This window comes from Acinetobacter silvestris, assembly GCF_002135235.1.
In the GTDB taxonomy this organism is placed as follows: domain Bacteria; phylum Pseudomonadota; class Gammaproteobacteria; order Pseudomonadales; family Moraxellaceae; genus Acinetobacter; species Acinetobacter silvestris.
This window is the reverse complement of the sequence record NZ_NEGB01000001.1, coordinates 113,089-139,154: the sequence shown is the minus strand read 5'-3', so window position 1 is coordinate 139,154 and position 26,066 is coordinate 113,089. Positions and strand designations below refer to the sequence as shown.

Below are 26,066 nucleotides of genomic sequence, written 5' to 3'. Positions count from 1 at the left end.
AAGTAAAAAAGGGCTATGAGATATAGCCCTTTTTTATGTTGGTTGATCTTCTTTAAAAGTGCAGCTCAAAGCCCAAACGACTTCCGAATGTATGATCAAGGGCATTTTGCTTGTTATTGTAATAATTCAAATCACTTTGAATGTATAACCAGTTGCGCCATATGGGTTGCTGCCATGAAAGATACGGTCCCCAACTATTTAAGGTCATTTCTTTATCATAATAACCACTGCTATACATGCCTAAAATTAGCGAATGATTTTTTAAAAATTGATATTTTTGATAAGTTCGGTCTTCCCAAATAAAGTTTTCATCTTCATGGTTCATATAAGTCAGATTAAATTGGCTATAAGCTGAGGCGATTTGAGATTGAGTATGGCTGAGTTTCAGTTTGGTATTAAAGAAGTTTTTATTGTCTACGCCATAGCGATAGGTTTGGGAAGTGTCTAATTTTAAGTTTTGATCAATATTCCAATTTTGAGATGCATTGAGTTGAACATAGACATCTTGATTTGAATTTGAACCTAAGCGCATATCATTTTTAAAAGGGAGTAGCTGTGACAAGCTAGATAAGGTCTCAGTAATAAGATCAGAGCGACTTTTTTTCTGAAATTTTGACTGATTTTTCTGTATTTTCGAAGAAAATTGATCGTGTGGTTTCGGATTTAATTGTTCGGTCTGCTGAGTTCGTTGTTGCAGTGAATCTGCACCAAAAACTTGCAGCAGTGATTGAATATATTCTTCTGTTACTGGTGTATTGTCATCAATGCTATCAACCGTCATGTCACCATTTTGTGTTGATTTTAACTTGCTTTGTTTAAGCTGACAGGCAGATATGGGGCTAAAATTAAAATGACGGATGGAATATTGAAGAGAATATACAATCCGAACTTTTGGAGTTGTAGCAGATAAGTCATCAATATGTAGGCAAAATAAAATTATACCGCTCAGTAATATAAACAGTAGAATCATGGTTTTAGAAGATGCTAAGCGATAAAATAACATTTAGATCAATACAAGTGATCCAATTTTTTGTTTAGTATACTTAGAATTTCTTAAAAAATATTTAAAAACTAAAACAGGGCCTCTAAGCGAACCAATGCACTGACAAAATTGCTCCGATCTTCACGATGATCATTAAAATAGTTTAAGTCACCTTGTACAAAAAACCATTCACGCCATAAGGGTTGTCGCCAAGATATAAAAGGTCCCCAACTATTTAAACGCAGGTCACTGTCATTGTAGTAACCACCAGTATAGATCCCATAGTTAAACCGATTATTTTGAAAAAACTGATGCTGTCGATAAATACGGTTATCCCAAGTTAAATGATCCTCTTGTTCATCGGCATAAGTCAAATTGAACTGGCTGGATAAGAAGGCTTGATTGGGGCGTGCATGGGTCAGTTCCAAATTGGTTCTTAAATAATTTTCACTTTTGATTCCATAACGGTAAATTTGTTCTGCATGGAATGAAAAATTATTAGATAAAGTCCAATCTTTTTCCGCTTTTAAACGAGCATAAATATCACTGCCGGAACGGATTCCGAGATCGGCATCCACGTCAAAAGGCAGTTTTTTACTCATTTGTGACCAACGGAGCGCAATGGAACTGTTGTCATCTTTAATTTGCTTACGATCTATATTTTTATTTGTAGCGGTATCCGTATTTTCATTGGTGATCGCAATATTATTGTAAATTTCATTATCGAGAGAGTCATCTCCAAATACCACACTTAAGCGTTTTTCCAAAGTTGGCAGTCGGATTTTCCCGCGAATTCTGGGTTGAATTTCATAATGATCATACTTATTCCAACTGTTATCAGCCAAGATTCGCAGCGTTGCAGTTGCTGGTTTATCTGGATTACTGTCGCCAAACCAATGATCCATTTTTATGGCTGTCTGATCTGCCCAATTTCGAATGGATTTCTGTGTATGATCTGCCCAGGTCAGATCTTCAGTTTCGGTGGTGGTTGGAACAAATGGGAGATTAGATTGTTCAGGTAGTATCGTAGGGGTTGCATCAATTATTTTTGGAATATAGCTTAACCATCCCAAATGATTTTGGTTTAGTGAGGCGCTGACTTCTGTATTCGCATTTGAAGTGGCATCATCAGTATTTTGTGCACAGCTATAAGCACTAAAGAAACAGCCGAGCAATAGGGCAGAATATTGCTTTGAAAATAAGCGAATTTTGTCTTTATACATAGTCCCTCTTTTTCTAATATTGGATTTATAGGTTTAGAAACTAATCAATACTTAAAATGTGAAGGTGGTTTTGTTATAACCGTTGAAATAATAAGATTTACTTAGTTTTATCAAACTTGGCTTTGAAAATAAAGCCTTGAACCGTATAAAAAATATTATAACTCAGTGATTCTATTCAGTAGTGTGATTTTTGTTAATTAAGTAATTGATTTAATTGTTATAGTATTTTTATGCATTCACTATAAGGCTTGTTTAGTTAACAACTATGTAAGTTTTAATGCTAATGGTAGTCATGATTTATGCTGATCGGATAGAGTTAAAGGCAAGCTTGAAGAGTTGTATGCATATCGGATGAATTTTATTGAAAAAGCTTTTACTTGAATAACATTATCATTTGAAATATTGAGAGTCTGCTACAGAATTTAAGTTTTTAAATGAGCTGAAAAATTTAAAAGTGATACATACTAAAAATCCCCCAAAGTGGAGGATTTCAGTCTTATAGAATAAGAAAAATAAGAAACTACAGCGCATAAATACGTAAATTAAGCCAAGTATTCTAATGAAGATGAATTATCTTAACAATCCTATTTTTGCAACGCTGCATTGCAAAAATAGGTGTATTGACTGTCATGCTATTGCGGAGGTTGGGAAGGATCTGATTTAAAACTTATTTTGTTGATATATCACAGGAATCATCATGGCAAGTTGGAGCATCTTCTTGGACAATATCATCGCTTTTAGCCGTTGAAAGTGCTTGTTGCATGACCTGTAAAAATACTTCACGTGGCTGTGCACCTGAAAGCGCCAGTCGCTGATCAAAAACAAAGAAAGGTACGCCAGTTACTTGTAATTGTTCACGGGCAATTTTTTCATCATGATGCACGAAATCTGCAAATTCTTCGGAATCTAGTACATATTCAACTTCAGTATGATCTAGTCCAATGCGTGACGCCACATCTTCAACCGTTTCGCGCTCACCAATCGACATGCCTTCAGTCATATAGGCATGAAAAAAAGCTTCTTCTGCTTCATTGCCCAGTCCTTTGCTTTGTGCAAGATGGATAATACGATGTGCATCAAATGTATTTCCAGAATTGGCTTGTTCCCAGTTAAATTGGATGCCTTCTTCTGCCGAAACTTGAGCGATATTTCGTTCCATTTCTTGTGTTTGTTCAATGGTACGACCATACTTTTTCGCTAGACGTTCAGTATTGGATGTATCGTGTTTTGCAGGTGCATTTGGATCAAGTTCGAAGCTATGCCAAATGATCTCTAAGTCAATTCCAGCCTCAGCAGCGACATGTTCTAAACGCTTTTTGCCGATATAGCAAAACGGACAGACCACATCTGACCAAATATCTACGCGCATAGTAATTCTCAAAAATAATGGATTAAATAAGTAGTGGGGCTGAACTTTAAAATTTAAAGTTGAGCGGGTTTAAGTGGGGCGAAAATGAGCTTGATCATGATCATAAACGCTAGTTTGGATTCTCTAGATATTGATAGGCTGCGGCAGTACGTCGCAGTAAGGTCCAAGCACAACCGATATTCATGAGGATTAAAGCAATCAGCATGGCGTAATCTTGTTGCCAAAAATAATACTCAATTGCGACCGCGATACAGCTGACAGTCAGTAATGCCATGCGGTGTTGCTTTGCCATAGGACCTGTAAAGTTTGAGGGTGCACCAATAGAAACGGCCAGTGTACGTACATAGGCGGTTAATACGGCCAGTAGTGCTGCCAACCAACCCAATGTTTCGCCCCAAGAGACAGATAGAATAGAATAACCCGCAGCAATGATAATGATCGGATCCGAAATACGGTCTGGAATATCATTAAATAACTCACCAGAAGCGGTTGATTTTCCGCCTTCAATAGCGACCATGCCATCAAATAAATTACACAGTAAGCGCGCTTGAATAAACAGTGCTGCAGCAATCATCCAGCAGGAACGGTATGCAATATTCTGTACGGACATCAGCAAACACAAGCCTGAAAATAGCGCAAAGACAATACTTAATATCGAAATTTGATTGGGTGTAATCGATTTTTGACTGAGCCATTTGGCACAATTTTTACTAAGCTGATTACCTCGTACTTTCAAAGGGCGTCGAGCATCGAGTTGATCGTGGTCTGGCATGGTTTGGTCTCTATTTATGTTGTTTATACCAAAAATGGGTTTAAGGCATTTGATATTGTTTATAGTGTTGGTAGAGTTTGAAATTAGTAAAAATAGCAAAAAGAAAAGCTACTGTTAAAATTGGACTTAGGGTATATAGAATTGAGGGTGTGCCAATTAAATGATGGATTAAGATTAACAAACTTCCAGTGCATAAAACGGTGAGTATCGGTGGAAGCAACAGTTTGGCTGTTAAGTTTTTAAAATAATTAAATTGTTGATCAATGATAAAGGTCATAAAAAGGGTAATCACAAAGCTACAAATCCCTTGGATTAAGCCAGAAATGATGCCATGTTTTAAGCTGCCTTGTTGTGTATTGATATAGAAGCTCCAACCTCCCCACAGTAAAAAAGCAAAGCAAGCAGAGATCAGATTATAGCTACGACTGGTTTTTATAATTTGCGTCATGAGGCGATTAAAACTTAAAGATTGTTGATATTTAATACGATAAAGTGGTCAAAATACAAGCTTTGTATAAAACATTATATTTTTCAATTAGCTAAAATTTATTGATTAAAAAACATTCAGTAAACTTGAAAATATCGTTATGCTAAAACGAAACCCATTAGAAAAATAATTTGAGGTGTTTATGCGCCGTATTTTGATTGTTGTCGGAATAATCCTACTTGTGATCGCAGCCGTTCTTTTTATTGAACATGAATCAGTGAAACGCAATGAAGCCAATCGTCAGATGTTTGATGTAGTGATGTCTGAAAAGATGAGTGAACTATATGATCAGGCTCAAGACTGGTCTAAGCCTGTGCAGTTGAATGTGCATGATGATCGTTTAAAGGGTGACTATAAGGTTTTATCAGAATTTTTATTAAGCTATTGGATGAAGAATGTTGAAATTCGTAATGCCTATTTACGTGAGTTGAAAGCGGTGAAGTGGGATCAGTTTTTAGATGTGGATCGCTTGGATATTGACCGTAAAAATGGTTATAAAGAAACTGAAAATATGCTTCAAGTTGCACATCAAGTCACAGAACAGTATCAGCAGCAGAATTTACAGAATAAGAAAGAAGCTATAGCCACAGTGAAATCTTTGTCTATAGATCGGGATATACGTAATCCGTTACAAGCTAAATTAGAACAAAATTTAAAAGTAGATCAAGAAAACTCTTTGATTTTATTGGAGCTACAAATTTTAACCAAAGCGGATGAAATGTTTAAGATGTTAAAAATGTATAAGTGGCAAAAACAGGGTGATAAAATTTTATTTGCTGAGGATGCGCAGGTGAAACAGTTTAATACTTTGTATCAGGATGTTTTACAGCTCAACGCAGATATTGAGCAGAAAAAAGCACAAAATGCAGAGGCCTTAGAAGGAGAATTATAAAATATTGTATTGATTGAAATGAGTATATGTTATTTCAGAGCAACTGATTTTTTCTTAATCATGCATCGTGTTTTTTTGTTCTAAAAAATGAAATCAATGTCGATATGAACCGTTTATCTGAGGTTTAGTGAAGCAAGAGATCGTTTGTTATAGTCTATTTTATGGACTATTTAGTTTTGCCGAATCATTTTTAGATGATGATTCATTTTGTGGGGGAATGTATGAAATTTTTTATGCTTGTGACTGTGCTGACTTATATTTGGTTACCAATGGCACAGGCAGAGGAAACGCCCTTATTGCCAACGATCAAAGTGATGGCAGAATCTGAATTGCGTGAAGAGGTGGGTTTTATTCCTTTTCAGCAAGATAAAACTGTACGTAAAGTTTTACAGCATAAAATAATGAAAAATGAGCAGGATATACAAAATTTTGTTGTAGATGGAAGTATCCGAGAGATTGACTACCAGCCGATAGCAGCTAAACCAGATATGAGTCAACTTTCTCCCGCATTACAGCAATATGTATTAGCCGTGGCTACGGGCTTACAGTCGTCTGATCCAACCACAGGTTTATTTACGATGCTTAAACAGTTTGGTATTGATCGTAGTAATGTGGATGGTATGCGTAGTGGAACCGTTAAGTTGAATCTAGACCCAAATTTATTGCAACAATTAAAAGATAATAACTGGCAGATCAAGTAAGTCTAGATGTCATAAATTATATAAAAACTCTTATTTAATGATGCCAATCAGATAATTGGCTTTTGTTGTTGTACATTAATGATAATGCTTTGGGACGCCAAAACGATGAAACCGCTGATAGCACAGATGTAACAAGCGACTGAAGTGAATTGTTTTAATTTGATTGTCTGTGCGATGATACCGATGATATATCTGCGCAGCCTGACTTTCCTTTTGCGTTTAAAGCTTGGGAATTAAGAGCTTTGTATGAAGGTTGGAACATTGTGAAATACAATAAAAATATCGGTGAGTTGCATCGGGTCGATGCAGAAGGGAATAGGATTAAACAGCATTTTGCGACCTTGTTGGCGCAGAAAGCTAAAATCGCCATTTAAGTACTTCGATCAAAATAATTTTAAGCAGATTTCTAAAGTACTAGTACCAGCTTTTTTCTCAGCTTGCACAACTGTCCAAAATTTTTTAAATAACTTAATTAAGTTAAAGTTTCTTGATAAATTCTAATTAAATAGCTTAAAAGGATACGAAATTTTATGAATATATATTCTGAAGAATTATGGGGGAATCTCAGTAATCTTAGTAAAAAAAGCCAATTTAGGAGAGCTGCGATTTCGTATGTTTCAAGTGATGAGGATTTAGAGTTTTTAGAAGGTGACCTACTTATTGTCAATGCATCAGATCATGTAATTGAAAGTGGTGGCACATCAGCTGATTTATTAGAAAAACTATTGGAAAAGGGTGTAATACTTTACTCAAATCCTACTTTACATACTAAGCTAATTATTTTTGACGAATATATTTACATAGGATCAGCAAATATTTCTAAGAATTCTAAAGAAAACTTAATAGAAGCGGGTGTAATAGTTTCTTATGTAGATCAGCCACACCTACTCAATAAATGTCAAGAAATTTTAATATCAATACAGAAAGACAAGAAAACTATTTTACTTAATAGTGATGAGGTTAGCCGTTTAAAAGCGTTACCAGTAAAGCAAAAGATGGTAGTTCCCCGTGAGAGATTTAAGCAAACTGAATTAATTAAAAAATATTGGGCTCTAGGAACTTATGAAAAGGATTATAAGGGAGATTATGAGCAGATCGAGGCTCAATCACAGACCTTAGTAAATGCTAATAATAGTGTTGATTGGTTTTTTATAAAAGAACGTCATGCGAAACAACTTTTTCAGAATTGTGAGGCAGGGCATTCAGTCATTTTATTTAAAAGAGAACAACATAATGATTTTATTGAATATATAGAACTAGTTTCAATTCTGCATATCTCTACAGATGAGCAAAATAATAAAATATATTTCTACAAGTCACTAAGTACCTTTTGTGTCAATGAAAAAAGAGAATTTTTAGAAAGTAAATTAGCCAAAACATATGCTACAAAATGGATAGGTAGAGAGTTATATAAAAATGAAGTAAAAGAAATAAAAGAAAATCTTTTAAATAGCTTCTAAAAAAAACCCCGCAATAAGCGGGGTTCTTTTATCTCAGTATTTAATTAAATATTAAACACGTTCGATAATCGTTGCGATCCCTTGACCAAGACCGATACACATAGTTGCAAGACCAATTTGCGTATCTTGCTGTTCCATCACGTTCAACAACGTTGTTGTGATACGTGCACCAGAACAACCCAATGGGTGACCCAGTGCAATTGCACCACCGTTTAAGTTGATCAGGTCTTGTTTGTCATAAATGCCTAAGCCTTTCATTACAGACAAGCCTTGTGCGGCAAATGCTTCATTCAATTCAAACGTTTGAATGTCGCTAATGCTCAAACCAGCGCGTTTAAGTGCTTTTTGTGTTGCAGGTACTGGACCATAACCCATGATCGCAGCATCACAACCCGCAACTGCCATAGAGCGGATTACAGCACGTGGCTTAAGACCTAATGCTTGAGCACGTTCAGCAGACATAAGCAACATCGCAGAAGCACCATCAGACAAAGCTGAAGATGTTGCCGCAGTGACCGTACCACCTTTCGGATCAAATACAGGACGTAAAGCTTTGAACGTTTCAATGTTGGCATCTGGACGAATTACTTCGTCGATGTCACACAGAATTTTGAAGCCATTGGCATCATGACCTTCAACACCTACAATCTCGTTTTTGAAACGACCTTCTTGCGTTGCAGCCCAAGCACGGCGGTGAGATTCCACACCAAACGCATCTTGTTCTTCACGGGTAATGCCGTTCATACGACCTAGCATTTCAGCAGTTAAGCCCATCATGTTAGATGCTTTAGCATAGTGTTTAGATGCTTCAGGGTTCAGGTCAACACCGTGCATCATCCCTACGTGACCCATATGCTCTACACCACCGATGATGAAAATATCACCTTGGTTTGTTGCAATTTGAGCCGCAGCAGTATGGATTGACTGCATAGAAGATCCGCAAAGACGGTTTACAGTTTGACCACCAACAGTCTTAGGAAGATCTGCTAAAAGTACGATGTTACGAGCAATGTTCAGACCTTGTTCTAAAGTTTGGTTAACACAACCCCAAATCAAGTCTTCAACTTCGTTGACATCAAACTGATTACGAGCAACTAAAGCACGTACTAATTCAGCAGATAAGCTGTCAGCACGCACATTGCGGAACATACCGTTTTTGGTTTTACCCATTGCAGAACGTACGCCATCAACGATGACAACGTCACGCGGATTTAAAGTAGCCATTCACGTTGCTCCTTAACCGTAGAATTTTTTGTTGTTAGTAGCCATATCACGCAACATTTGTGGCGCTTCATAAGCTTTACCTAAATGCGCATATTTGTCGCAAAGCGCAACATACTCAGCTACACCTGTTTGATCGATGTAACGGCATGGGCCACCACGGAATGGAGGGAAACCAACACCCATGATCATTGCCATATCTGCCTCAGCAGCGGTAGCAACGATGTTGTCTTCTAAGCAACGAACGGTTTCGTTACAGAAAGTCAGCATCATACGATCAATGATTTCTTGTGCATCAAACTCATGTTTTTCAGTCGTTGCCATAGATGCAACAAGCTCATACGCTGTTGGGTCAACAGTTTTCGCTTTCTTGCCTTTACGGTCAAGCTCATACTTGTAGAAACCAACGTCGTTCTTTTGCCCCAGACGTTTGTTTTCGTACATGATTTCAATCGCGCCTTTATAGTCAGGCTTCATACGGTCAGGGAAACCTTCTGCCATGACCTCTGCACCATGTACACCTGTATCAATACCGACAACGTCGATGAGATAAGCAGGGCCCATTGGCCAGCCGAATTTTTCCATCACTTTATCAACTTGCTGGAAGTCAGCACCGTCTTTAAGCAATAGGTCAAATGCACCGAAGTAAGGGAACAACACACGGTTTACAAGGAAGCCAGGGCAGTCATTCACAACGATTGGTGTTTTACCCATTTTCTGAGCAAGAACCACAGTCGTCGCAATCGCTTCATCAGACGTTTTCTCACCACGGATCACTTCTACCAAAGGCATCATGTGAACTGGGTTAAAGAAATGCATACCGACAAAGTTTTCAGGACGTTGTAGCGATTCAGCCAAACGTGTGATTGAAATCGTAGAAGTATTTGATGCAATAATAGTATTTTCACGAACTGATTTTTCAGTATCCGCAAGTACCGCAGCTTTAATCTTCGGATTTTCAGTCACAGCTTCAATCACGATGTCCACATCTTTAAACTCATCTAAGCTTAAAGTTGGGCGGATACGCGCTAATGTTTCACCCATTTTTGCAGGGGTCATCTTTTTGCGTTCAACTTGTTTAGTCAACAGTTTAGTTGCTTCAGACATACCTAATGCCAATTGTGGATTACCAATATCTTTCATGATAATTGGTGTACCTTTGCTTGCCGCTTGGTAAGCAATACCACCACCCATGATACCTGCGCCCAATACAGCCGCTTGGTTAACAGGATGTGCACCTTTTTCATGTTTTTTAGAGGTTTTTTTCACAACTTGGTCATTGAGGAATAAACCAATCAATGCACCTGCTTGTGGTGTAACTGCGGCTTTAGCAAATGCTTCAGCTTCAGCTTTAAGCGCATCATTACGTGTTAGGCTTGCACCCGTTTGTAATGAATCAAGTAGAAGCTTTGGTGCAGGGTATTGCGCTGGATTTGCTTTTGCAAGTACCACACCTTTAGATGAGTTAAACGCCATCATCTGTTCAAGCATATCAAGTTTAACAGGCTCTAATTTTTCTTGACGTTTTGCTTTCCAGTCTAAACGACCTGAAATAGCTTGTTTAACCAAGTCAATTGCAGCATCTTGTAATTTGTCAGCAGCAACAACTGCATCGACAGCGCCATCTTTGAGTGCTGCTTCAGGGCGTTTACTTGCAGAAGTTGCAATCCACTCAACCGCATTATCAATACCAATCACACGGCTTAAACGAACCGTACCACCGAAACCTGGAATAATCCCAAGCTTCACTTCTGGTAAGCCCACTTGAGCAGTTTGCGACATGACACGGTAGTCACAGACTAAGCACATTTCGAAACCGCCACCCAATGCAATCCCATTGATTGCAGCGACTTTCGGAATCTCCAAATCTTCAAAACTATTAAACACGTCGTGAACAGGCATTGCCCATTCGACAATTGCTTTTTCACCTTGAGCGAAGTTGTCACCAAACTCAGTGATGTCCGCACCGACGATAAATGTAGATTTAGCAGAAGTAACGATTAAGCCTTTGATAGAACTGTTAGCTTTAACAGCTGCAATTGCGGCTTTAAAATCTTCAAGCGTTGTACGGTTGAATTTGTTAACCGACTCACCTTGTAAGTCAAAGCGGAATTCTGCAATTCCGTCCGAAAGCATTTGGACGGTAATGGCATTGCCAGCGTGGATCATGCCCTGATCTCCTTTTTTGGAGGACTTCTAAGTTGATGTTTTGAAGCGTGTGTACTTTTTCTGCACACATTTCTACTTCGCTAATCTTACGATAACTATAGCTAAAAAAAACATAACAAGTTGTATCAAGCCGTGACGCAAGGGTCATCAATTTTTTTGTAGCAATATTTTGTAATTTGTCGCTTAACCCGTGATTTTGAATTTTAAAATAGGATGAAGTTTTTGTTTTATTGAATATTTTTTTCAATTCTGAGCTTTAAAATCGTGAATTAAATACTTAAATTTAAGTCTAAAAAATAGTAACTTTTAGTCAAAATGGTCAATGCCATGTTTGTCATGTGGATTCATTGCTACATAAATAAAGCATCCGATCAAAATATCCCCATAAATTTTCAAATTTGTTATAATTTATGGCATTTTTAATTCATCCATTGTTCAGGCCAATTGACCTGATAAAGCTCTTTTGGGTATATCTATGTTTAAGTGGATTATATTGGCGATTTTTGTGATATCGGCGTTGTATATCCAAAATCGAGGTAAAGTGCGTCATTCGTTTTACCGCCAATTTTTTGACCATTCAACTCTTTTCGCACCAATCAATTTCTTGATGTATATGTTCTCTAAGGTACCCAATCAGCCTTATGTTGAAACACAACATTTTAAAGATTTGAAAGTACTGGATGAAAATTGGGAAATGATTCGTGATGAAGCGAAAGCACTCTATGCACAAGGCGGTATTAAAGCATCGAGTAGTTATGATGATTTGGGTTTTAACTCCTTTTTTAAAACAGGTTGGAAGCGTTTTTATCTCAAATGGTATGACTCTGCACATCCATCAGCAGCCGAACTTTGCCCCAAAACTACTGCATTATTAAAAAAATTGCCGACCATTAAAGCTGCTATGTTCACTGAACTTGCTCCAAAGAGCCGTTTGGTACGTCATCGTGATCCTTATGCAGGTTCGTTGCGTTATCATCTTGGTTTAATCACGCCAAATGATGACCGTTGTTTTATTGATGTCGATGGTCAAAAGTATTCTTGGCGTGATGGTGAAAGTGTAGTGTTCGATGAAACCTATATTCACTATGCTGAAAACACCACAGATCAAAATAGAATTATTTTCTTTGCGGATGTCGAGCGACCACTGACGAACAGCTGGATGTCACGTTTTAACCATTGGTTTGGTAAAAAAGTAATGACAGCCGCAAGCTCGCCAAATGAAGTGGGAGACCAAACGGGTGGTTTAAATAAAGTTTTTGGTTATGTATATCAAATTCGTATTCAAGCCAAAGCCTTAAAGAAAACGAATAGACGTTTATATTACGTCTTAAAATGGTTCTTGATGTTGGGTATTTTCTTCCTCATATTTATCAGACCTTATGTATTTTAAGATTCACGAACTCTATTCTCCTTATCTTCTGCTTACTTAAAGGAAAAGATAGGGAAATGATTATCCAACTGGATAAAGAAATACCTTTCGGTACAATCAAGTATTGACTTGGTTGCTTAGAAAAATTTAAAAATAAATTACCAAAATATGGGCTCATTCGAGCCTAATTTTTTTGCATTCAATAACCTATACTAAAAAAGATCATGCTGTTGCAAAAATGTGTTTGGGTCACTTCAGCGAAAGGATGGAATATTTTTGCTGTTATTATTGTTGAATGTTTTTTATCTATATTATTGATTTTTTTGATCAATTAACGATGTATATTGAATGCAGTCTGAGGTAGAAATTTTACGGATTACGAGCTTGCCTAGTGAGCAAAATCTGATTGATTACTCCGACAAATAGAATGGACTCAGAAGACAAAATGAAAAATATCAGTGTATTATTGATCTCAATGTTATTTCTAACTGCTTGCGGTGGCGGTTCAGGTGATAGTCATTCAAATGATAAAGAACAGTTGGCATCTCAAGATCTTTATCGTATGACTGGAGATCCACTTTTCAATTTAGAGCTAAGTCGATATCGAATTGATCAAAAAAATAACTTGAGTGTGGCGTATTTAAGGCAAGGAATGTCTGGTCTTGACGCGGTAAAAAACTATGTAACGCAGGAGGGAATTTCCACCTTCATGCCGCAAAAACTGGACAAAGAGACTTATTTGATTGGTGAAAATGCTCATTTTGATGGTGAAACGTTAGCATATACGGTCAGTAACTATAGTCCTGAAAAACCTTTTTTGAATAGCACTGGAAAACCTTTGCTGATTTCTAATCAATTTAAAAAAATTGATGTTTCAGGTTTACCTCTAGTAGAAGATAAAAACAACGTAGTACGACAATTATACAGTAGTGCAACAGGTCAAATTTTAGCAGCGCTTTTGGGTCTTTATTATGATGCTTCTGATCGATTTCCTAAGGGTTCTGTGTGTTGGCAGAAACAATCAGTCAAGAATAGTCAGGATTATATTGAATTTTATCCAGATACCACGATTCAGCATGTCAGTGAAGATAGTGTAATTCAAACAATAGCACATTGGAATTACGTCGACTGGACAAAATTCAAACAGGGGGAAGGTCAGCCAAATCTTGCGAATGTTCAATTAAGTATTGAGGGTAAAAATTATTGGGGTTTTTATCATGAACAGAATGAATCATTTAAAGATACTCCTAATGAATTTGCATGTGATTATTTAAATGAGGTTGCATTTAAAGCTGTATCTCGATCCATTGAAAAATTATTGAACAAACCTAATGAAGAAAAATAAGCTTATTCACAACAGTAGACTTGAAAAATGCATGATCGATCTACATCATCCATGGATAGCCCAACTTAAAAGTCTACTGTGAACGAAAACGCGTGTGAAAATATCGAAAAGATTTTAGCCAATATGACGACTTTGCCCGGTGTTTATCGCATGCTCGGCAAAGACGGTGAATTACTGTATGTCGGCAAAGCCAAGAATTTAAAAAATCGCGTGTCGAGCTATTTTGTTAAAACGATTGAGCATCCGAAAACACAGGCATTAGTAGCACGCATTTATGACATTGAAACGCTGATTGTTCGTTCTGAAACTGAAGCATTGCTACTCGAACAAAATTTAATCAAGCTGCATCGCCCACCATATAATATTATGTTGCGGGATGATAAATCCTATGTCTATATTTTTGTTTCAGCAGATCAACCTTATCCACGCATTGCCAGTGGTCGTGGCAAGGGCAAACATCAAGTGGGTAAGTTTTTTGGACCTTATCCAAGTGCCTATAATGCCCGTGATACTTTATTGGTTTTACAAAAACTTTTTAACGTGCGCCAATGTGAAAATAGCTATTTTTCACAGCGTAAACGCCCCTGTCTACAGTATCAAATTAAACGTTGTACCGCGCCGTGTGTGGGGCTCATTTCTCCCGAAGACTATCAGGAAGATGTTCAAAATTCGATCCGTTTTTTACAAGGAGATACCAAAGAGCTGAATCAGGAACTGATTCGTAAAATGGAGCAGGCAGCGGAAAGTTTAGAGTTTGAAAAAGCCGTATTTTACCGTGATCGTATGGCATTGTTACGCGAAGTACAGTCACAACAAGCCATTTATAAGTTAAAAGGTGAAGCTGACATTCTCGCGATTGCTTATCAGGCTGGGGTAACTTGTGTTCAGATTATGCATGTACGGAATGGCAAAATGTTAGGCGGTAAAAGCTATTTCCCCGATATGTTAGATGATGATTTAGGACAAATGCTGTCTGACTTTATGGCGAACTTTTATTTCCAAGTGGCAGATGAAGTGCCAGCTGAGTTAATTATTAATGTTGATATTCCAGATCGCCAAGAAATGGAGCAGGCATTACAGCAGCAATTTGAAAAGAAAGTTCAGATTAAACCCAATGTCCGTGAAACGCGTGCCGAGTGGCTTGAGTTGGCAGAGATGAATGTGCAACATGCCATTAAAGGCAAGTTGGCGAATCATTTAGAGCTCAATGAACGTTTTCATCAGTTGGAAACAATACTGGATCGACCGATTGATCGTATCGAGTGTTTTGATATTTCACATACCATGGGGGAAGCGACCATTGCATCGTGTGTAGTCTTTGATGCCGGCGGTGCGCGGAAACGAGATTATCGTCAATTTGCCATTGAAGATATTACTGGTGGTGATGATTATGCTGCCATGCGTCAAGCTTTAATCCGTCGTTATAAAAAAGCCATGTTGCCTGACTTACTGTTGATTGATGGCGGCAAGGGGCAGTTAAATATGGCGATGCAAGTGATGCAAGAACTTGAATTGGATGCGTTTATGGTGGGGGTGTCTAAAGGTGAAGGGCGTAAACCTGGCTTAGAAACGCTACATTTTACTGATGGTACCAAAATTCAATTACCTGAAGATAATAAAGCTTTACATTTAATCCAACAGGTACGTGATGAAGCGCATCGTTTCGCCATTACCAAACATCGTGCCAAACGAGATAAACGCCGTGGTGGTTCAGTCTTAGAAGCCATTCCGGGATTAGGACCGAAACGTCGCCGTGATTTATTGACGCATTTTGGAGGGATTCAAGGTGTACTTAAGGCTGCTGAACATGATTTAAAAATGGTTCCAGGTTTGGGAGATGTTATGGCACGGACAATTTATAAAATTTTACATGAATAGTTTATTTTAATTTTTTTCAATTGATTATTGAATAGATCAGCAAGCTTGATTTTTACATCAAGCGGAATATAAGTGCATGGTCATTTGCCAAAATGCTCACTGACGCAGCAGTCATTGATCATTCACAACACTAGGTAAAATATGAAACATTAAGTGACATAGAAAAGTGCTTGAGGATAAGCAATGTCATTTACCCAAACTCTCAAAGATATTGAACAAAATGAATGGATTGACATTCCAGCCGGATGGTTGCAAGGACGGACTATTTTTGGCGGTTTAGTGGCAGGTTTGTTGATGCATAAAGCCGTTACGACCATCAATGATCCATCCCAGCATCTTCTCAGTGTTAGTGTGACCTTTGTCGGACCTGTTCAAGAAGCCAAAGCTAAAATGACGGCTGAAATTTTAAGACAAGGAAAATCCGTCACTACCATTGAAGTCCGTTTATGGCAAGATGATGCCGTGCAGAGTATTTTACTGGCAAGTTTTGGTATGCAGCGTGAATCGAGCATTCATGTGCGTAATGAAATTCAAGCGCCTGATTATCCTGCTGTTGATGAACTGAAAATTTTGCCAAAGAATGCTTTTGCACCGCAATGTTTCCAGCAGTTTGAATTGGCATGGGCTGAGGGGCATTATCCTTGTTCAGCCAGTGACAAACCCGATTTTGGTGGATGGTTTAGATTTGATCCTGAGTTACATGAAAATCGTGTGATGTCAGTTGCAGACTTGATGATTTTATTTGATGTATGGCCGCCAGGCGTATTACCGATGTTTAAAAGTATGTTGCCTGCCAGCACACTGACTTGGCATGTCACTTATGTACATCCAATTCAACATCAAATCCATGATTGGTTTAAATATAAAGTCGTCACCGAATATGCAGGCGAAGGCTATGCAACTGAATATGCACATATTTGGGATGCCGATAATCGTTTAATTGCGATTTCTCGACAGACGGTGACCGTATTTGCCTAGTCGACAGTTTCACGTGAATCGTTTAAAGTATTGGCAAGATTAGAGCTTTTCTCTATACAGCTGTTTGCTTATAACGAATGATAGGTAAATAGGGGACAAACTGGCGTGGCGGTGTCTATGACTACAGGTCGAATCCTGAATATTCCAAATATCTTGACGCTGGCACGAATTGCGTTAATTCCAGTATTTTTAATTATTGCGTATTGGCCACCTGCAATTGGGGTTGGTGGCCATGAAGGCAGTATGATGCGGCATATGGTTTTGACTGCTGTTTTTGTTATTGCAGCAGTAACGGATTGGCTAGATGGATATCTGGCACGTACCTTAAATCAATCCTCAGCATTTGGACGTTTTTTAGATCCAGTGGCTGATAAATTAATGGTGGCTGCGGCACTGATTGTCTTGGTGCAATGGCAACCAAATATTGCCATGGCTTTTGCTGCCATTGTCATTATTTCACGTGAGATCACCGTTTCAGCTTTACGTGAGTGGATGGCAGAATTAGGTGCACGAACCAATGTGGCTGTATCAACAGTCGGTAAATATAAAACAGCCTTTCAAATGATAGCCATTACGGTATTTTTGCTCAATTGGCAGCCGTTGGAAATGTTGGCTTATGGGTTATTATATACCGCAGTTGTTTTAACATTATGGTCGATGTTTATTTATTTAAAAGCAGCTTGGCCGTATTTAAAACAACCTTAAATTGAATTGAACAATAAAAAAGCCTTTCATCATGAAAGGCTTTTTTATATTTGAAGCAGAATCAAGTTCTTAGACTTTTTCACAAATTAACAGAGGTGTCATAAGTTCCCCGATTTGATCATTTGTTCCTATTACCGACTGAGCACGCATTTGGCTGTTAGTGATGACCATCTTCGCTTGTATCTGTGCTTAATCAAGAAGCGTTGATCGCTTCAAGTTTAATTGCGATGAGAGTTATATAAAGTGCGAGATTTATTTTCTTGCACTACAGAATGATAGTCCGTTAACTGATGATTTTCTGAAAGTGCCAAGAAACGTTTTTCTATTTGCTCTGCATTTTCCTTTAAAATTTCAATCAGTTTATCAATATTAATAAATTCAAAGCGATTTTTTGACGCGACCACCGTCAGTGCTAAAGGTGCTTCTTTACTTGAAAATTTTACTGGTACAGATAAACCTGAAACGTTGGGGTCGAGTTCACCACGTGAGAGATAGTAGCCTTGCTTCTTAATTTTTTTCATTTTTGCAATAAAGGTATCTTCGTTATGTGCAAATCCGACTTTCTCTAATTCAGTTGAAAAGGTTTGATAATATTCATGAATTTTTTGCTTAGAGAGATGCGCCATAATGACTTTAGGGGACGAGCCCATAAAAACTGGACGAGGGCAGCCACGACCATAAGAAAATATTTCTACATTTTTGAATGTTTCATGATGAATATCAATGCAATAATTACTGTTTAGATGGGTCAGTAAGCAACATAATTCCGTTTTTTCAGAAATTTCCTGCATAAAAGGAATACTAATTTGGACTAAAGGATCCGTTGTTCTGGAAATATAATCCATCACGGCAATTTTTGGACCTAAGGTGTAGTCCCCAGAAGTACCACTTAAACGTTGTAAAATATCAGCGGAAACTAATTCTTTTAAATAACGATAACTGGTCGGTTTAGATAAACTGAGTTCTTCACAAATTACATCAACATTAATGACTGGACGCGATACTGAGAATAAATCTAGTACGGTGAGAATTTTACCAAAACTTGAAAGCGCCATTGACGACCTACTATATCGCTGAACATCAGAAAAAAGAATGTAGTGTTACCTTATAACAAAAAAGGCGGATATTGCCGAGTCATTTATCGATCACATACGCTATTTAAAGCATTTTTATACTGCATTTTCAAATGCGGGTTATGTCCATTTATAGAAGAAAACCGCCATAAATATACGATATATTATCGTTATATGATTTTTTAATTAAATAAAAATTTATTTTTAGGTTGATTTGTAGTATAAATATCCAATAATGAGTTTGCGCTGAGTATTTTGGTGTGAATTTAGTCAAACTTTCTCATATTCTATGAATAAGCCTTTTTAATGGGTCAAATACAGTTCCGTATTTGATTTCAGAGTCACATGATTGAATGTCTCTAGCTGCAAAGCCCCATTTGTACATGTAACTGTTATTTTTGTGGTTTACAGAAAAATATAAGCATGTAGAGAAAGATATTTCTGAGCATTCAATCGGATCATCTCGATGTTTTTATTCAAACCGTTATTGGCCTTTCGACCCAGTAAGCTTGATCTTATTTTTGCGACAAAAACATTTATTGCAGCGATGCTGGCACTTTATATTGCCTTTGCTTTAGATCTGGCGTATCCGATGTGGGCAATGGGCACAGTCTTTGTGATTGCTAATCCCTATGTGGGAATGACGTCTTCCAAAAGTATTTATCGGCTGTTAGGGACAATTGTGGGGGCAATTTTTGCAGTTGCAGTGACGCCATCACTCATCAATACGCCGTTGTTGTTTACTTTGGTACTCGCAGCTTGGGTCAGTATTTGTCTGTATATTTCGTTATTAGATCGGACTCCAAGAAGCTACGTATTTATGCTGGCGGGATATACCGCAGTGCTGATTTGTTTTAATGCAATTGCCTATATTGATACGGTCAGCATTTTTGATATGGCATTGGGGCGTTGCTTAGAAATAGCCTTAGGTGTGGTATGCAGTGCCGTGGTCTCGGCGACTATTTTTCCCATGCATGTAGGGCCGATATTACAACATCGTGTGAATAAGACCATGCAAGATACCAAAGCCTTATTTGATCGTATTTTATCAGATGAGCGGCATCACGATAATTACACCACTTTACTGGCTCATATTACGAGAGATACCTCTGATATTCATGCTATGGCCGTGCATTTGAGTTATGAACAATCTAAATTCAAAGGAATTACCAAGCCAATACAAGAATTACTACACCAAGTCACCATGCTGGTCGCTAATTTGGTTGCCATCTCTGAACGCTTAAAACAGTTGGACCAAATTGATTTGTCTTATCGACAAAATTTAAAAAAATTGCATGACCATGTTATTGAATTTTTAAAGGATGATCAGCGTATACAAGAAGATGAATTGGATCAACTTCCTGTGAGTTTTGATACAGATTTTGATTGGATCTTACAGCAAGCCCATCTAGATCAACGGGTTATGTTGAGTAGCGTTAAAATGGATGTTCGTCATTTTATACAGAATGTACGTGCTGTGAAGCTTATTTGGCAACGGATTCAACACGGTGACTACAGTTTACCTGAATCGATTGCTGCATTAACCACGAATTACCCGAGTTTGCATCGTGATTATGGCATTGCCGTTCGTGGTGCTATTTCTGTCTTCATGACCATATTGATTGCAACGGCACTTTGGATTTTAAGTGGTTGGAAAGTCGGTTTTATGATGGCGCAATTGGCTGTGATTTGTGCTTGTATTTTAACGGCATTAGACAATCCAGTTCCGGCTTTGAAGGTTTTTGTTCGAGGAAGTATTTACGGTACATTTATTATCTTTATTTACGCCTATGGCATCTTTCCTCATGTAACGACGTTCTGGCAATTGGTCGTGGTATTGGCACCTTTTCTGATCTATTTTTTAAGTATGTTTCCACATCCACAATTGGTGGGTTTAGGCTTACCATTGGTGATGGTGACAGTCATGGGGCTGAATTTACATAATCACTATTCATTGGATCAGGTGATGTTTTTTGACAGCTCAATTGGTTCCATTTTGGGTCCCATTATTGCGATTTTCGTGATTCATTTGGTTCGGGCGATGTCTCCAGATATGACGGCTCAACGGATGTTGTCTGCACATTATCGAGATATGCAGCAGGCTATTTATATGGATTATGGATTGGCATTTAGAATTCATTTACGCGGTATGTTGGATCGAATCGGTCTACTAAATACCAAGCAAGTTCAGTCGGATGAGCTCAAAAGTGAAATTAACAAGGCCTTGATTGAATCCAGTGCCATGATTGATTTATCGCGTTTACATGAGTTGGTCGCGAAATTACCTTCAGAGTCAGACATCGTGACTTTGATTGAGCAATTACAACAGCAGCTTGTTCAATGGTTGGATAGTAAATCTAAGCGTATGCCTGAAACCAATCAATTGAAAATAATCAGGTTGCAACTGCATCAAGTAGATCGAGCAGCACAAAATATTCAGGATCAGGATATTCGTCAGCGTATTCAAATTTCAGTCAATAATATTCGCAATAGTATTTGTCATGATGGTGGTATTAATGCAGAAGACATTGCTATCGCTAGGGTTGGAGTATAGGTATGGGTGAGCTGAATATTTACGGTGTCTATGTTCCTATATTTTTAATTCAAGCCATCTTGGCTTATCTCCTATTTAAGATCGTGACTTTAGCAACAAATCAATGGATCGCTAAAGGTTGGGTTGCTATTCCAGGCATATTTAACTTATGCCTTTACATTATTTTGTTGTGGTTAATGCATTGGTTTTTTATTTTGTGTTTGAATTAAGTATTGGATTTTAGTGGTTGATTGATTCGGGTTGGTTTTTGAGTTTGATGATTGAGTGGGTTGAGAAAATGAATACTTTTGATAAGCGTAAAGTGATACGGCCAATCGTTCTACTGGTGGTTGCAGTGCTTGCGATTTTTTGTGTCGTGCATATTTGGAATTATTATAATGCTGAACCCTGGACACGTGATGGTCGTGTACGTGGCGATGTCATTCAAGTTTCATCTGATATTTCTGGATTAGTCACCGAAGTTTTAGTGCAAGACAATCAGGCCGTGAAAAAAGGGCAGGTTCTTTTTAAGATTGATCTTGCACGGCAAACGTTAGATGTTGAACAAGCTAAATCAGAGTTAGCGAAGGCGAAATCTGGACTTGCTGAAGCTGAAGCGAGTTTAGCTCAGACCAAAGCCAACGTGGTAAAATCTCAAGCCAATCTTACACTTGCAGATAAAACAGCAACTCGTTATTCAGACTTAATGAATGGTGCAATTTCGAAACAGGAGCAAGATCAAGTCTTTGCAGCCAAGGACCAGTCGCATGCTGAACATGAACAGTTACTTGCAGCGATTGAACAAGCGCACGCCAATATTAAACAGCAACAAGCTTTAGTTGAAGTGGCAAACAGTAATCTGCATTTGACACAGCTCAACTTGAATCGCGCTGAAGTTGTTGCACCAGCAGATGGAACATTATCGAATTTTGATCTGCGCGCGGGAAATTATGTCAAAGTTGGACAAGCTGTTGCAGCATTATTAGATCGTAAACAATTATATGTTGTGGGTTATTTTGAAGAAACAAAACTGAATAAAATACATGTGGGTGACTCAGCCAGTATCCAGTTAATGGGGGATACGCAAAAAATAAAAGGTCATGTACAAGGCATTGCATCGGGAATTGAAGACCGTGAACGGACTTCATCTTCAGGTTTATTGGCCAATGTTAATCCAACTTTCAGTTGGGTGCGTTTAGCACAACGCGTCCCCGTAAAAATAGTATTGGATGAACTCCCGCATAATGAATTGGCTTTTGTGGCTGGTCGTACCGCAACGGTTCATATTTTAGAAAGTACTCAAAAATAAATAAACCCATCTCAGTGATTAAATTTACCCATCGAAAGATGGGTCTACACTTGATTCATTTACATAGTTAAGTCTGCCATTGCAGGCATATTCAGATTGAGATAGACCAGCAAAAATTCAATGAAAATTGGAATGCTGAAAAGTGGGTTGAGATCGAGATATCCCGTAAATAGTATCTGCTGATTGTGGAGTTGCTTGGATCCTTGCATGACCTAAACCTTTACTTACGCCATAAACAATAAAAGTTTTAGTCATGTTTATACTTTAAATTATGGGGTTAAACCTTCAGGATTTCGGTACCAACTTTCAATAAATAAAGCTGCGGCGATGCTATCTGCAGCCAGATTTTTAGCACGCCCTTGAGCCTGATAATGATCTAATTCATCACGAGCTTCTCGAGTCGTTAAACGTTCATCCACCATTAAGGTTTCAATATTGGTTTGATGGCGTAAACGCCGTGCAAATTTACGCGCACGTGCAGAAAGTTCAGACTCTGAATCATCCATATTTAAGGGTAGACCCACTAAAAATAGATTCGGTTGATGTTGTTTTACAATCTTTAACAGTTCATCCCAATTGGGAATCCCATCTTTCATGGGAAATAGTGCAAGCGGTGCAGCACTTTCAATGATAGAAGAGCCAACTGCCATTCCCATTTTCTGTGTGCCAAAATCAAAAGCAAGAATGAGTTGTGGTTGTGATAAATCAGGCATGTCCAATCTCAGAAGATAACCAAGTACGGTCTACGCCTATTTTACGATATGCAGCATCCCAACGGTCGCTATAAGGCAAATTAAAAATTAAATCCATATCAGAGTCACAAATTAACCAATCACCACGGGCGATCTCTTCTTCTAATTGATGCTTCGTCCAACTGGCATAGCCCAACGCAATTTGATAACGCCCCACACCTTCGTTATGTGCAATCGCATCTAAAATATCTTTACTGGTGGTGATACAAACATTTTCGCCTACTGCAATGGACGAATGCCATGTAGGTTGCCCAGTATGTAGAACAAATCCAGCTTCTGGACGTAACGGTCCACCTTGCAAGACTTCATGTGGATTAACATGATCCGCATTGATATCTAAGTCGTTTAATAGCTCTTTAATTTGTAGACCTGAAGGGCGATTAATAATAATTCCTTGTGCACCATCCGCATCATGACGAGCTAAATACACGACTGTATTGGCAAAAAAATCATCTACCATGTTGGGAGGGGCAATTAGACAATGATGCATTAAGTATTGTTTGGGCACCGAAGGGCTTCTCCTAAATGTTTATTACTGAATTTTAATGATTCAGTTTTATCATATATTCATGTTTTTATTACCATAGCCTATTTAAGCGATATTGAACATGTCATTTCAAATATAAAATGAAAAGTAAACAGAAATTATCGAGAAGTCAAAGTTAGTTTTATACTTGTTTTACTTAAGATATTTAAAATGTAAATTTTAATGATTTAAAAATATCTGTTGATAATGGTGAAAAGTATATTGGGGTGGATAAAAACTATTCACCAGCTCATTTATTTCTATTGAATAACTCAAAAGACCAGTCGTTCAAGCTGCTGATCTTAATTGTTTATGCATTTAATTTCACTGCTTGAAATTTTAACTGACGTAATTGCTTGGCATGTTGCAATGTCGTTTCGCTAATTTCAACGCCGCCAGTCATGCGCGCTAGTTCAAAGATACGTTGATCTTCCTCTAATTCTAAAATAGTACTGCTTGCTGGATCAGTTTGTAATTTTTTCACCAACAAATGTTGATCAGATTGAGCTGCAACTTGGGCTTGGTGGGTAATACAGATGATCTGTACGTGCTGACCTAAATCTGCAAGTAGTCGACCAACAATTTCAGCAGTGCCACCACTAATTCCGACATCAATTTCATCGAAAACTAACACTTCAGCTTCGGTTTTTTCTGCATTCATGACCTGCATGACTAGGGCAATACGTGACAGTTCGCCACCCGATGCGACGCGAGCCAGCGGTTGAGCAGGAATGCCTTTATTGGCTGTAAATAAGAGCTGAATAAAACTAAAACCTTCAGCAGAAACTTGCTCTAAAGGTTCAAATTTAAATTCAAAATAAGCTTCTGGTAGTGCTAGTATTTTAACTTGTTCAGTTAATTGTTTCGCTAAGGGTAAGGCTGCTTCACGACGAATCGTATCAAGATGTTGGGCTTTGTCTAAAAAAAGTTGATACGCTATTTCAACGTGTTCCGCTAAAATTTCAGGATCTTCTAGTTGTTCCAGTTGTTCCAGTTCGTGTTGCCATTGCGCATGCTGATTTTTTAGCTCTTCTGGCTGAATACGATATTTTCGAGCTAAGCGATGAAATACTTCTAATTGAGTATTGAGCTCTTCCATCCGTTCAGGATCAAAACTTTGACGATCAATAAACTGTCGTAAATTGGCAGTTGCATCCTCAATTTCACTTTGTGCATTGACGAGTGAGTTATAAATCTCAGCGAGTTGTTCACTTCGTCCTGCATGTAGTTCTAGGCGACGAAGAATTGAAGAAACTTCCTGTGCAATATTTTGCTCAGATTCATCTAACGCATTCAGACTATAGCTACAGTCTTGCATGATATGTTCATGATGACTGAGACGATCAAACTCTTGTTCAGTTTCTTTATAGTCAATTTGAAGAATATCTTCGAGCTCTTCCAATTGTAAGGCTAATGTTTCAAGACGCTGTAAACGATTAGTTTGTGCATCAATGGCTGCTTGGTGGATACGAATATTTTTTTGCCATGCATTATAAGTATCACGAACCTCTTGAGCAGGTTGATAAAAATTATAATAACGATCTAACCAATGTTTAGGATAAGGTGGTTCTAATAATTGTTGTTGGCTATGCTGGCTATAGAGTTGAACCAAAAGCCGTCCTATTTCTTTTAGTTCAGATAAACTGCTTGGACGACCATTAATCCATGCTTTACTTCTGCCTGTCGCAAAAATAACGCGACGCAAATGAATTTCACCAGACTCATCCGCGAGTTCATGGATTTTTAGCCATTCTGCTTCAGGACTATGTTCCTGATAGCTAAATACCGCTGTTACATCTGCTTTTTCAGTCCCATATCGAACATAATTGGTATCGGTGCGTTCGCCTAAACAGGCAGAGAGGGCATCTAGTAATAGCGATTTACCGGCACCTGTTTCCCCAGTGAGTACGTTGAAACCTTGCTCAATATCAATGGCTAAGTTATCTGCTAAAGCAAAATTGATGAGATTTAAGTGTGTCAGCATAAACGCATCCAAGCTGCGAAAAGTGTTGTTATAAGATAGTGAAGTTTTGTTTTAGTCACAAGCCACTTAGTATTCGAATATTAAGTGATTTTATAATTCTAACTTAAAATTTAGATCGAAATGAGATTCTCACTTAAAAAACATAGCTGAAGAAGTAACATTAATAAAAATAGATCATGAATACCTTGTTTTTAATGCGTAATCAGAACTATTTATAGTTGTAATACTTAAGATTTTTTTCATAAAAATGGTTGGAAAATTGATGCACATGAAACATTGATTGATTAGTTGATCGAGCACAATTAAACTGTCGAAATCATAATTTATATAAATGCGCA

22 protein-coding genes and 2 pseudogenes are annotated in these 26,066 nt (G+C 37.9%); 12 read left to right on the top strand and 12 right to left on the bottom strand.

Translation table 11 applies throughout. The annotated features are described in order from the left end of the window. Nucleotides 1-52: 52 nt before the first annotated feature. The 5 genes from B9T28_RS00705 to B9T28_RS00685 form a co-directional block, all read right to left on the bottom strand. The gene (locus B9T28_RS00705; RefSeq protein WP_086202053.1) at nucleotides 53-1,003 is read right to left on the bottom strand and encodes a hypothetical protein; all 951 of its coding nucleotides are present in this window, start codon (nucleotides 1,001-1,003) and stop codon (nucleotides 53-55) included. A gap of 68 nt (nucleotides 1,004-1,071) precedes the next feature. Further along, the gene (locus tag B9T28_RS00700; RefSeq protein ID WP_086202052.1) at nucleotides 1,072-2,205 is read right to left on the bottom strand and encodes a hypothetical protein; all 1,134 of its coding nucleotides are present in this window, start codon (nucleotides 2,203-2,205) and stop codon (nucleotides 1,072-1,074) included. 667 nt (nucleotides 2,206-2,872) lie between these two features. Next, entirely contained in the window at nucleotides 2,873-3,574 is a 702-nt protein-coding gene (locus B9T28_RS00695; protein ID WP_086202051.1) for a DsbA family oxidoreductase, read from the bottom strand. A 109-nt stretch (nucleotides 3,575-3,683) separates the two neighbouring features. Further along, a complete protein-coding gene (locus B9T28_RS00690; RefSeq protein ID WP_086202050.1) occupies nucleotides 3,684-4,346 on the bottom strand; it encodes a CDP-alcohol phosphatidyltransferase family protein in 663 nt (220 codons plus the stop codon). 40 nt (nucleotides 4,347-4,386) lie between these two features. Continuing rightward, on the bottom strand, nucleotides 4,387-4,794 hold the full coding sequence (locus tag B9T28_RS00685; protein ID WP_086202049.1) for a hypothetical protein: 408 nt from the start codon (nucleotides 4,792-4,794) through the stop codon (nucleotides 4,387-4,389). Nucleotides 4,795-4,975: 181 nt separating this feature from the next. Here B9T28_RS00685 and B9T28_RS00680 point away from each other — a divergent pair, with 181 nt between their 5' ends. From B9T28_RS00680 to B9T28_RS00665, 4 genes and pseudogenes are all read left to right on the top strand, one after another. Continuing rightward, on the top strand, nucleotides 4,976-5,725 hold the full coding sequence (locus B9T28_RS00680) for a hypothetical protein (protein WP_086202048.1): 750 nt from the start codon (nucleotides 4,976-4,978) through the stop codon (nucleotides 5,723-5,725). 221 nt (nucleotides 5,726-5,946) lie between these two features. Beyond that, nucleotides 5,947-6,426: a hypothetical protein gene (locus tag B9T28_RS00675; protein WP_086202047.1), complete on the top strand. Its 480-nt coding sequence runs from the start codon at nucleotides 5,947-5,949 to the stop codon at nucleotides 6,424-6,426. A gap of 60 nt (nucleotides 6,427-6,486) precedes the next feature. Beyond that, nucleotides 6,487-6,800: pseudogene (locus B9T28_RS00670) on the top strand (tellurite resistance methyltransferase TehB); the annotation flags it as partial. A 156-nt stretch (nucleotides 6,801-6,956) separates the two neighbouring features. Further along, nucleotides 6,957-7,886, top strand: coding sequence for a phospholipase D family protein (locus B9T28_RS00665; RefSeq protein ID WP_086202046.1), 930 nt, complete (start codon nucleotides 6,957-6,959; stop codon nucleotides 7,884-7,886). Nucleotides 7,887-7,937: 51 nt separating this feature from the next. On the opposite strand, the gene fadA is transcribed toward B9T28_RS00665, so the two are convergent. Beyond that, complete coding sequence (gene fadA / locus B9T28_RS00660; RefSeq protein ID WP_086202045.1) at nucleotides 7,938-9,110, bottom strand: acetyl-CoA C-acyltransferase FadA; 1,173 nt, start codon at nucleotides 9,108-9,110, stop codon at nucleotides 7,938-7,940. A 12-nt stretch (nucleotides 9,111-9,122) separates the two neighbouring features. Further along, nucleotides 9,123-11,276, bottom strand: coding sequence for a fatty acid oxidation complex subunit alpha FadB (gene fadB, locus B9T28_RS00655; protein WP_086202044.1), 2,154 nt, complete (start codon nucleotides 11,274-11,276; stop codon nucleotides 9,123-9,125). 475 nt (nucleotides 11,277-11,751) lie between these two features. Between fadB and lpxO the strand changes: the two genes are divergently transcribed. From lpxO to pgsA, 5 genes are all read left to right on the top strand, one after another. Continuing rightward, nucleotides 11,752-12,666: a lipid A hydroxylase LpxO gene (lpxO, locus tag B9T28_RS00650; protein ID WP_086202043.1), complete on the top strand. Its 915-nt coding sequence runs from the start codon at nucleotides 11,752-11,754 to the stop codon at nucleotides 12,664-12,666. A 424-nt stretch (nucleotides 12,667-13,090) separates the two neighbouring features. Then, nucleotides 13,091-13,990 (top strand): hypothetical protein, encoded by a 900-nt coding sequence (locus B9T28_RS00645; protein WP_143222586.1) that lies wholly within the window; start codon nucleotides 13,091-13,093, stop codon nucleotides 13,988-13,990. Nucleotides 13,991-14,068: 78 nt separating this feature from the next. Further along, nucleotides 14,069-15,868 (top strand): excinuclease ABC subunit UvrC, encoded by a 1,800-nt coding sequence (gene uvrC / locus B9T28_RS00640; protein ID WP_086202041.1) that lies wholly within the window; start codon nucleotides 14,069-14,071, stop codon nucleotides 15,866-15,868. 183 nt (nucleotides 15,869-16,051) lie between these two features. Then, a complete protein-coding gene (locus tag B9T28_RS00635; protein ID WP_086202040.1) occupies nucleotides 16,052-16,846 on the top strand; it encodes a thioesterase family protein in 795 nt (264 codons plus the stop codon). Between the two features lie 117 nt (nucleotides 16,847-16,963). Continuing rightward, the gene (gene pgsA / locus B9T28_RS00630; protein WP_086202039.1) at nucleotides 16,964-17,551 is read left to right on the top strand and encodes a CDP-diacylglycerol--glycerol-3-phosphate 3-phosphatidyltransferase; all 588 of its coding nucleotides are present in this window, start codon (nucleotides 16,964-16,966) and stop codon (nucleotides 17,549-17,551) included. A 218-nt stretch (nucleotides 17,552-17,769) separates the two neighbouring features. On the opposite strand, the gene B9T28_RS00625 is transcribed toward pgsA, so the two are convergent. Continuing rightward, entirely contained in the window at nucleotides 17,770-18,606 is an 837-nt protein-coding gene (locus B9T28_RS00625; RefSeq protein WP_086202038.1) for an IclR family transcriptional regulator, read from the bottom strand. 484 nt (nucleotides 18,607-19,090) lie between these two features. On the opposite strand from B9T28_RS00625, the gene B9T28_RS00620 reads away from it, so the two are divergent. The 3 genes from B9T28_RS00620 to B9T28_RS00610 all read left to right on the top strand — a co-directional run bounded on the left by B9T28_RS00620 (nucleotide 19,091) and on the right by B9T28_RS00610 (nucleotide 22,466). After that, on the top strand, nucleotides 19,091-21,178 hold the full coding sequence (locus B9T28_RS00620; RefSeq protein ID WP_086202037.1) for an FUSC family protein: 2,088 nt from the start codon (nucleotides 19,091-19,093) through the stop codon (nucleotides 21,176-21,178). 2 nt (nucleotides 21,179-21,180) lie between these two features. Then, on the top strand, nucleotides 21,181-21,387 hold the full coding sequence (locus B9T28_RS00615; RefSeq protein WP_086202036.1) for a DUF1656 domain-containing protein: 207 nt from the start codon (nucleotides 21,181-21,183) through the stop codon (nucleotides 21,385-21,387). 68 nt (nucleotides 21,388-21,455) lie between these two features. After that, nucleotides 21,456-22,466 carry an HlyD family secretion protein gene (locus B9T28_RS00610; protein ID WP_086202541.1) on the top strand — a complete coding sequence of 337 codons (1,011 nt, stop codon included), beginning with the start codon at nucleotides 21,456-21,458 and terminating at the stop codon, nucleotides 22,464-22,466. Nucleotides 22,467-22,610: 144 nt separating this feature from the next. On the opposite strand, the pseudogene B9T28_RS15175 reads toward B9T28_RS00610, so the two are convergent. The 4 genes and pseudogenes from B9T28_RS15175 to recN form a co-directional block, all read right to left on the bottom strand. Continuing rightward, nucleotides 22,611-22,721, bottom strand: a pseudogene (locus B9T28_RS15175) (short-chain dehydrogenase); the annotation flags it as partial. A 14-nt stretch (nucleotides 22,722-22,735) separates the two neighbouring features. Next, nucleotides 22,736-23,179, bottom strand: coding sequence for a Holliday junction resolvase RuvX (gene ruvX, locus B9T28_RS00605; RefSeq protein ID WP_086202035.1), 444 nt, complete (start codon nucleotides 23,177-23,179; stop codon nucleotides 22,736-22,738). Beyond that, complete coding sequence (locus B9T28_RS00600) at nucleotides 23,172-23,726, bottom strand: YqgE/AlgH family protein (protein ID WP_086202034.1); 555 nt, start codon at nucleotides 23,724-23,726, stop codon at nucleotides 23,172-23,174. The genes ruvX and B9T28_RS00600 overlap by 8 nt, the downstream gene beginning before the upstream one ends. A gap of 328 nt (nucleotides 23,727-24,054) precedes the next feature. Then, a complete protein-coding gene (gene recN, locus B9T28_RS00595; protein WP_086202033.1) occupies nucleotides 24,055-25,728 on the bottom strand; it encodes a DNA repair protein RecN in 1,674 nt (557 codons plus the stop codon). Between the last annotated feature and the right edge of the window lie 338 nt (nucleotides 25,729-26,066).

Bases quoted from the DNA above. Each gene is read 5' to 3' on its own strand.
- pgsA (WP_086202039.1), top strand. From the start codon at position 16,964: ATGACTACAGGTCGAATCCTGAATATTCCAAATATCTTGACGCTGGCA.
- lpxO (WP_086202043.1), top strand. From the start codon at position 11,752: ATGTTTAAGTGGATTATATTGGCGATTTTTGTGATATCGGCGTTGTAT.
- B9T28_RS00705 (WP_086202053.1), bottom strand. From the start codon at position 1,003: ATGTTATTTTATCGCTTAGCATCTTCTAAAACCATGATTCTACTGTTT.
- ruvX (WP_086202035.1), bottom strand. From the start codon at position 23,179: ATGCCTGATTTATCACAACCACAACTCATTCTTGCTTTTGATTTTGGC.
- B9T28_RS00690 (WP_086202050.1), bottom strand. From the start codon at position 4,346: ATGCCAGACCACGATCAACTCGATGCTCGACGCCCTTTGAAAGTACGA.
- B9T28_RS00680 (WP_086202048.1), top strand. From the start codon at position 4,976: ATGCGCCGTATTTTGATTGTTGTCGGAATAATCCTACTTGTGATCGCA.
- B9T28_RS00695 (WP_086202051.1), bottom strand. From the start codon at position 3,574: ATGCGCGTAGATATTTGGTCAGATGTGGTCTGTCCGTTTTGCTATATC.
- fadA (WP_086202045.1), bottom strand. From the start codon at position 9,110: ATGGCTACTTTAAATCCGCGTGACGTTGTCATCGTTGATGGCGTACGT.
- B9T28_RS00610 (WP_086202541.1), top strand. From the start codon at position 21,456: ATGAATACTTTTGATAAGCGTAAAGTGATACGGCCAATCGTTCTACTG.
- B9T28_RS00700 (WP_086202052.1), bottom strand. From the start codon at position 2,205: ATGTATAAAGACAAAATTCGCTTATTTTCAAAGCAATATTCTGCCCTA.
- B9T28_RS00615 (WP_086202036.1), top strand. From the start codon at position 21,181: ATGGGTGAGCTGAATATTTACGGTGTCTATGTTCCTATATTTTTAATT.
- B9T28_RS00645 (WP_143222586.1), top strand. From the start codon at position 13,091: ATGAAAAATATCAGTGTATTATTGATCTCAATGTTATTTCTAACTGCT.
- B9T28_RS00635 (WP_086202040.1), top strand. From the start codon at position 16,052: ATGTCATTTACCCAAACTCTCAAAGATATTGAACAAAATGAATGGATT.
- B9T28_RS00620 (WP_086202037.1), top strand. From the start codon at position 19,091: ATGTTTTTATTCAAACCGTTATTGGCCTTTCGACCCAGTAAGCTTGAT.
- B9T28_RS00625 (WP_086202038.1), bottom strand. From the start codon at position 18,606: ATGGCGCTTTCAAGTTTTGGTAAAATTCTCACCGTACTAGATTTATTC.
- B9T28_RS00675 (WP_086202047.1), top strand. From the start codon at position 5,947: ATGAAATTTTTTATGCTTGTGACTGTGCTGACTTATATTTGGTTACCA.
- B9T28_RS00685 (WP_086202049.1), bottom strand. From the start codon at position 4,794: ATGACGCAAATTATAAAAACCAGTCGTAGCTATAATCTGATCTCTGCT.
- B9T28_RS00665 (WP_086202046.1), top strand. From the start codon at position 6,957: ATGAATATATATTCTGAAGAATTATGGGGGAATCTCAGTAATCTTAGT.
- fadB (WP_086202044.1), bottom strand. From the start codon at position 11,276: ATGATCCACGCTGGCAATGCCATTACCGTCCAAATGCTTTCGGACGGA.
- recN (WP_086202033.1), bottom strand. From the start codon at position 25,728: ATGCTGACACACTTAAATCTCATCAATTTTGCTTTAGCAGATAACTTA.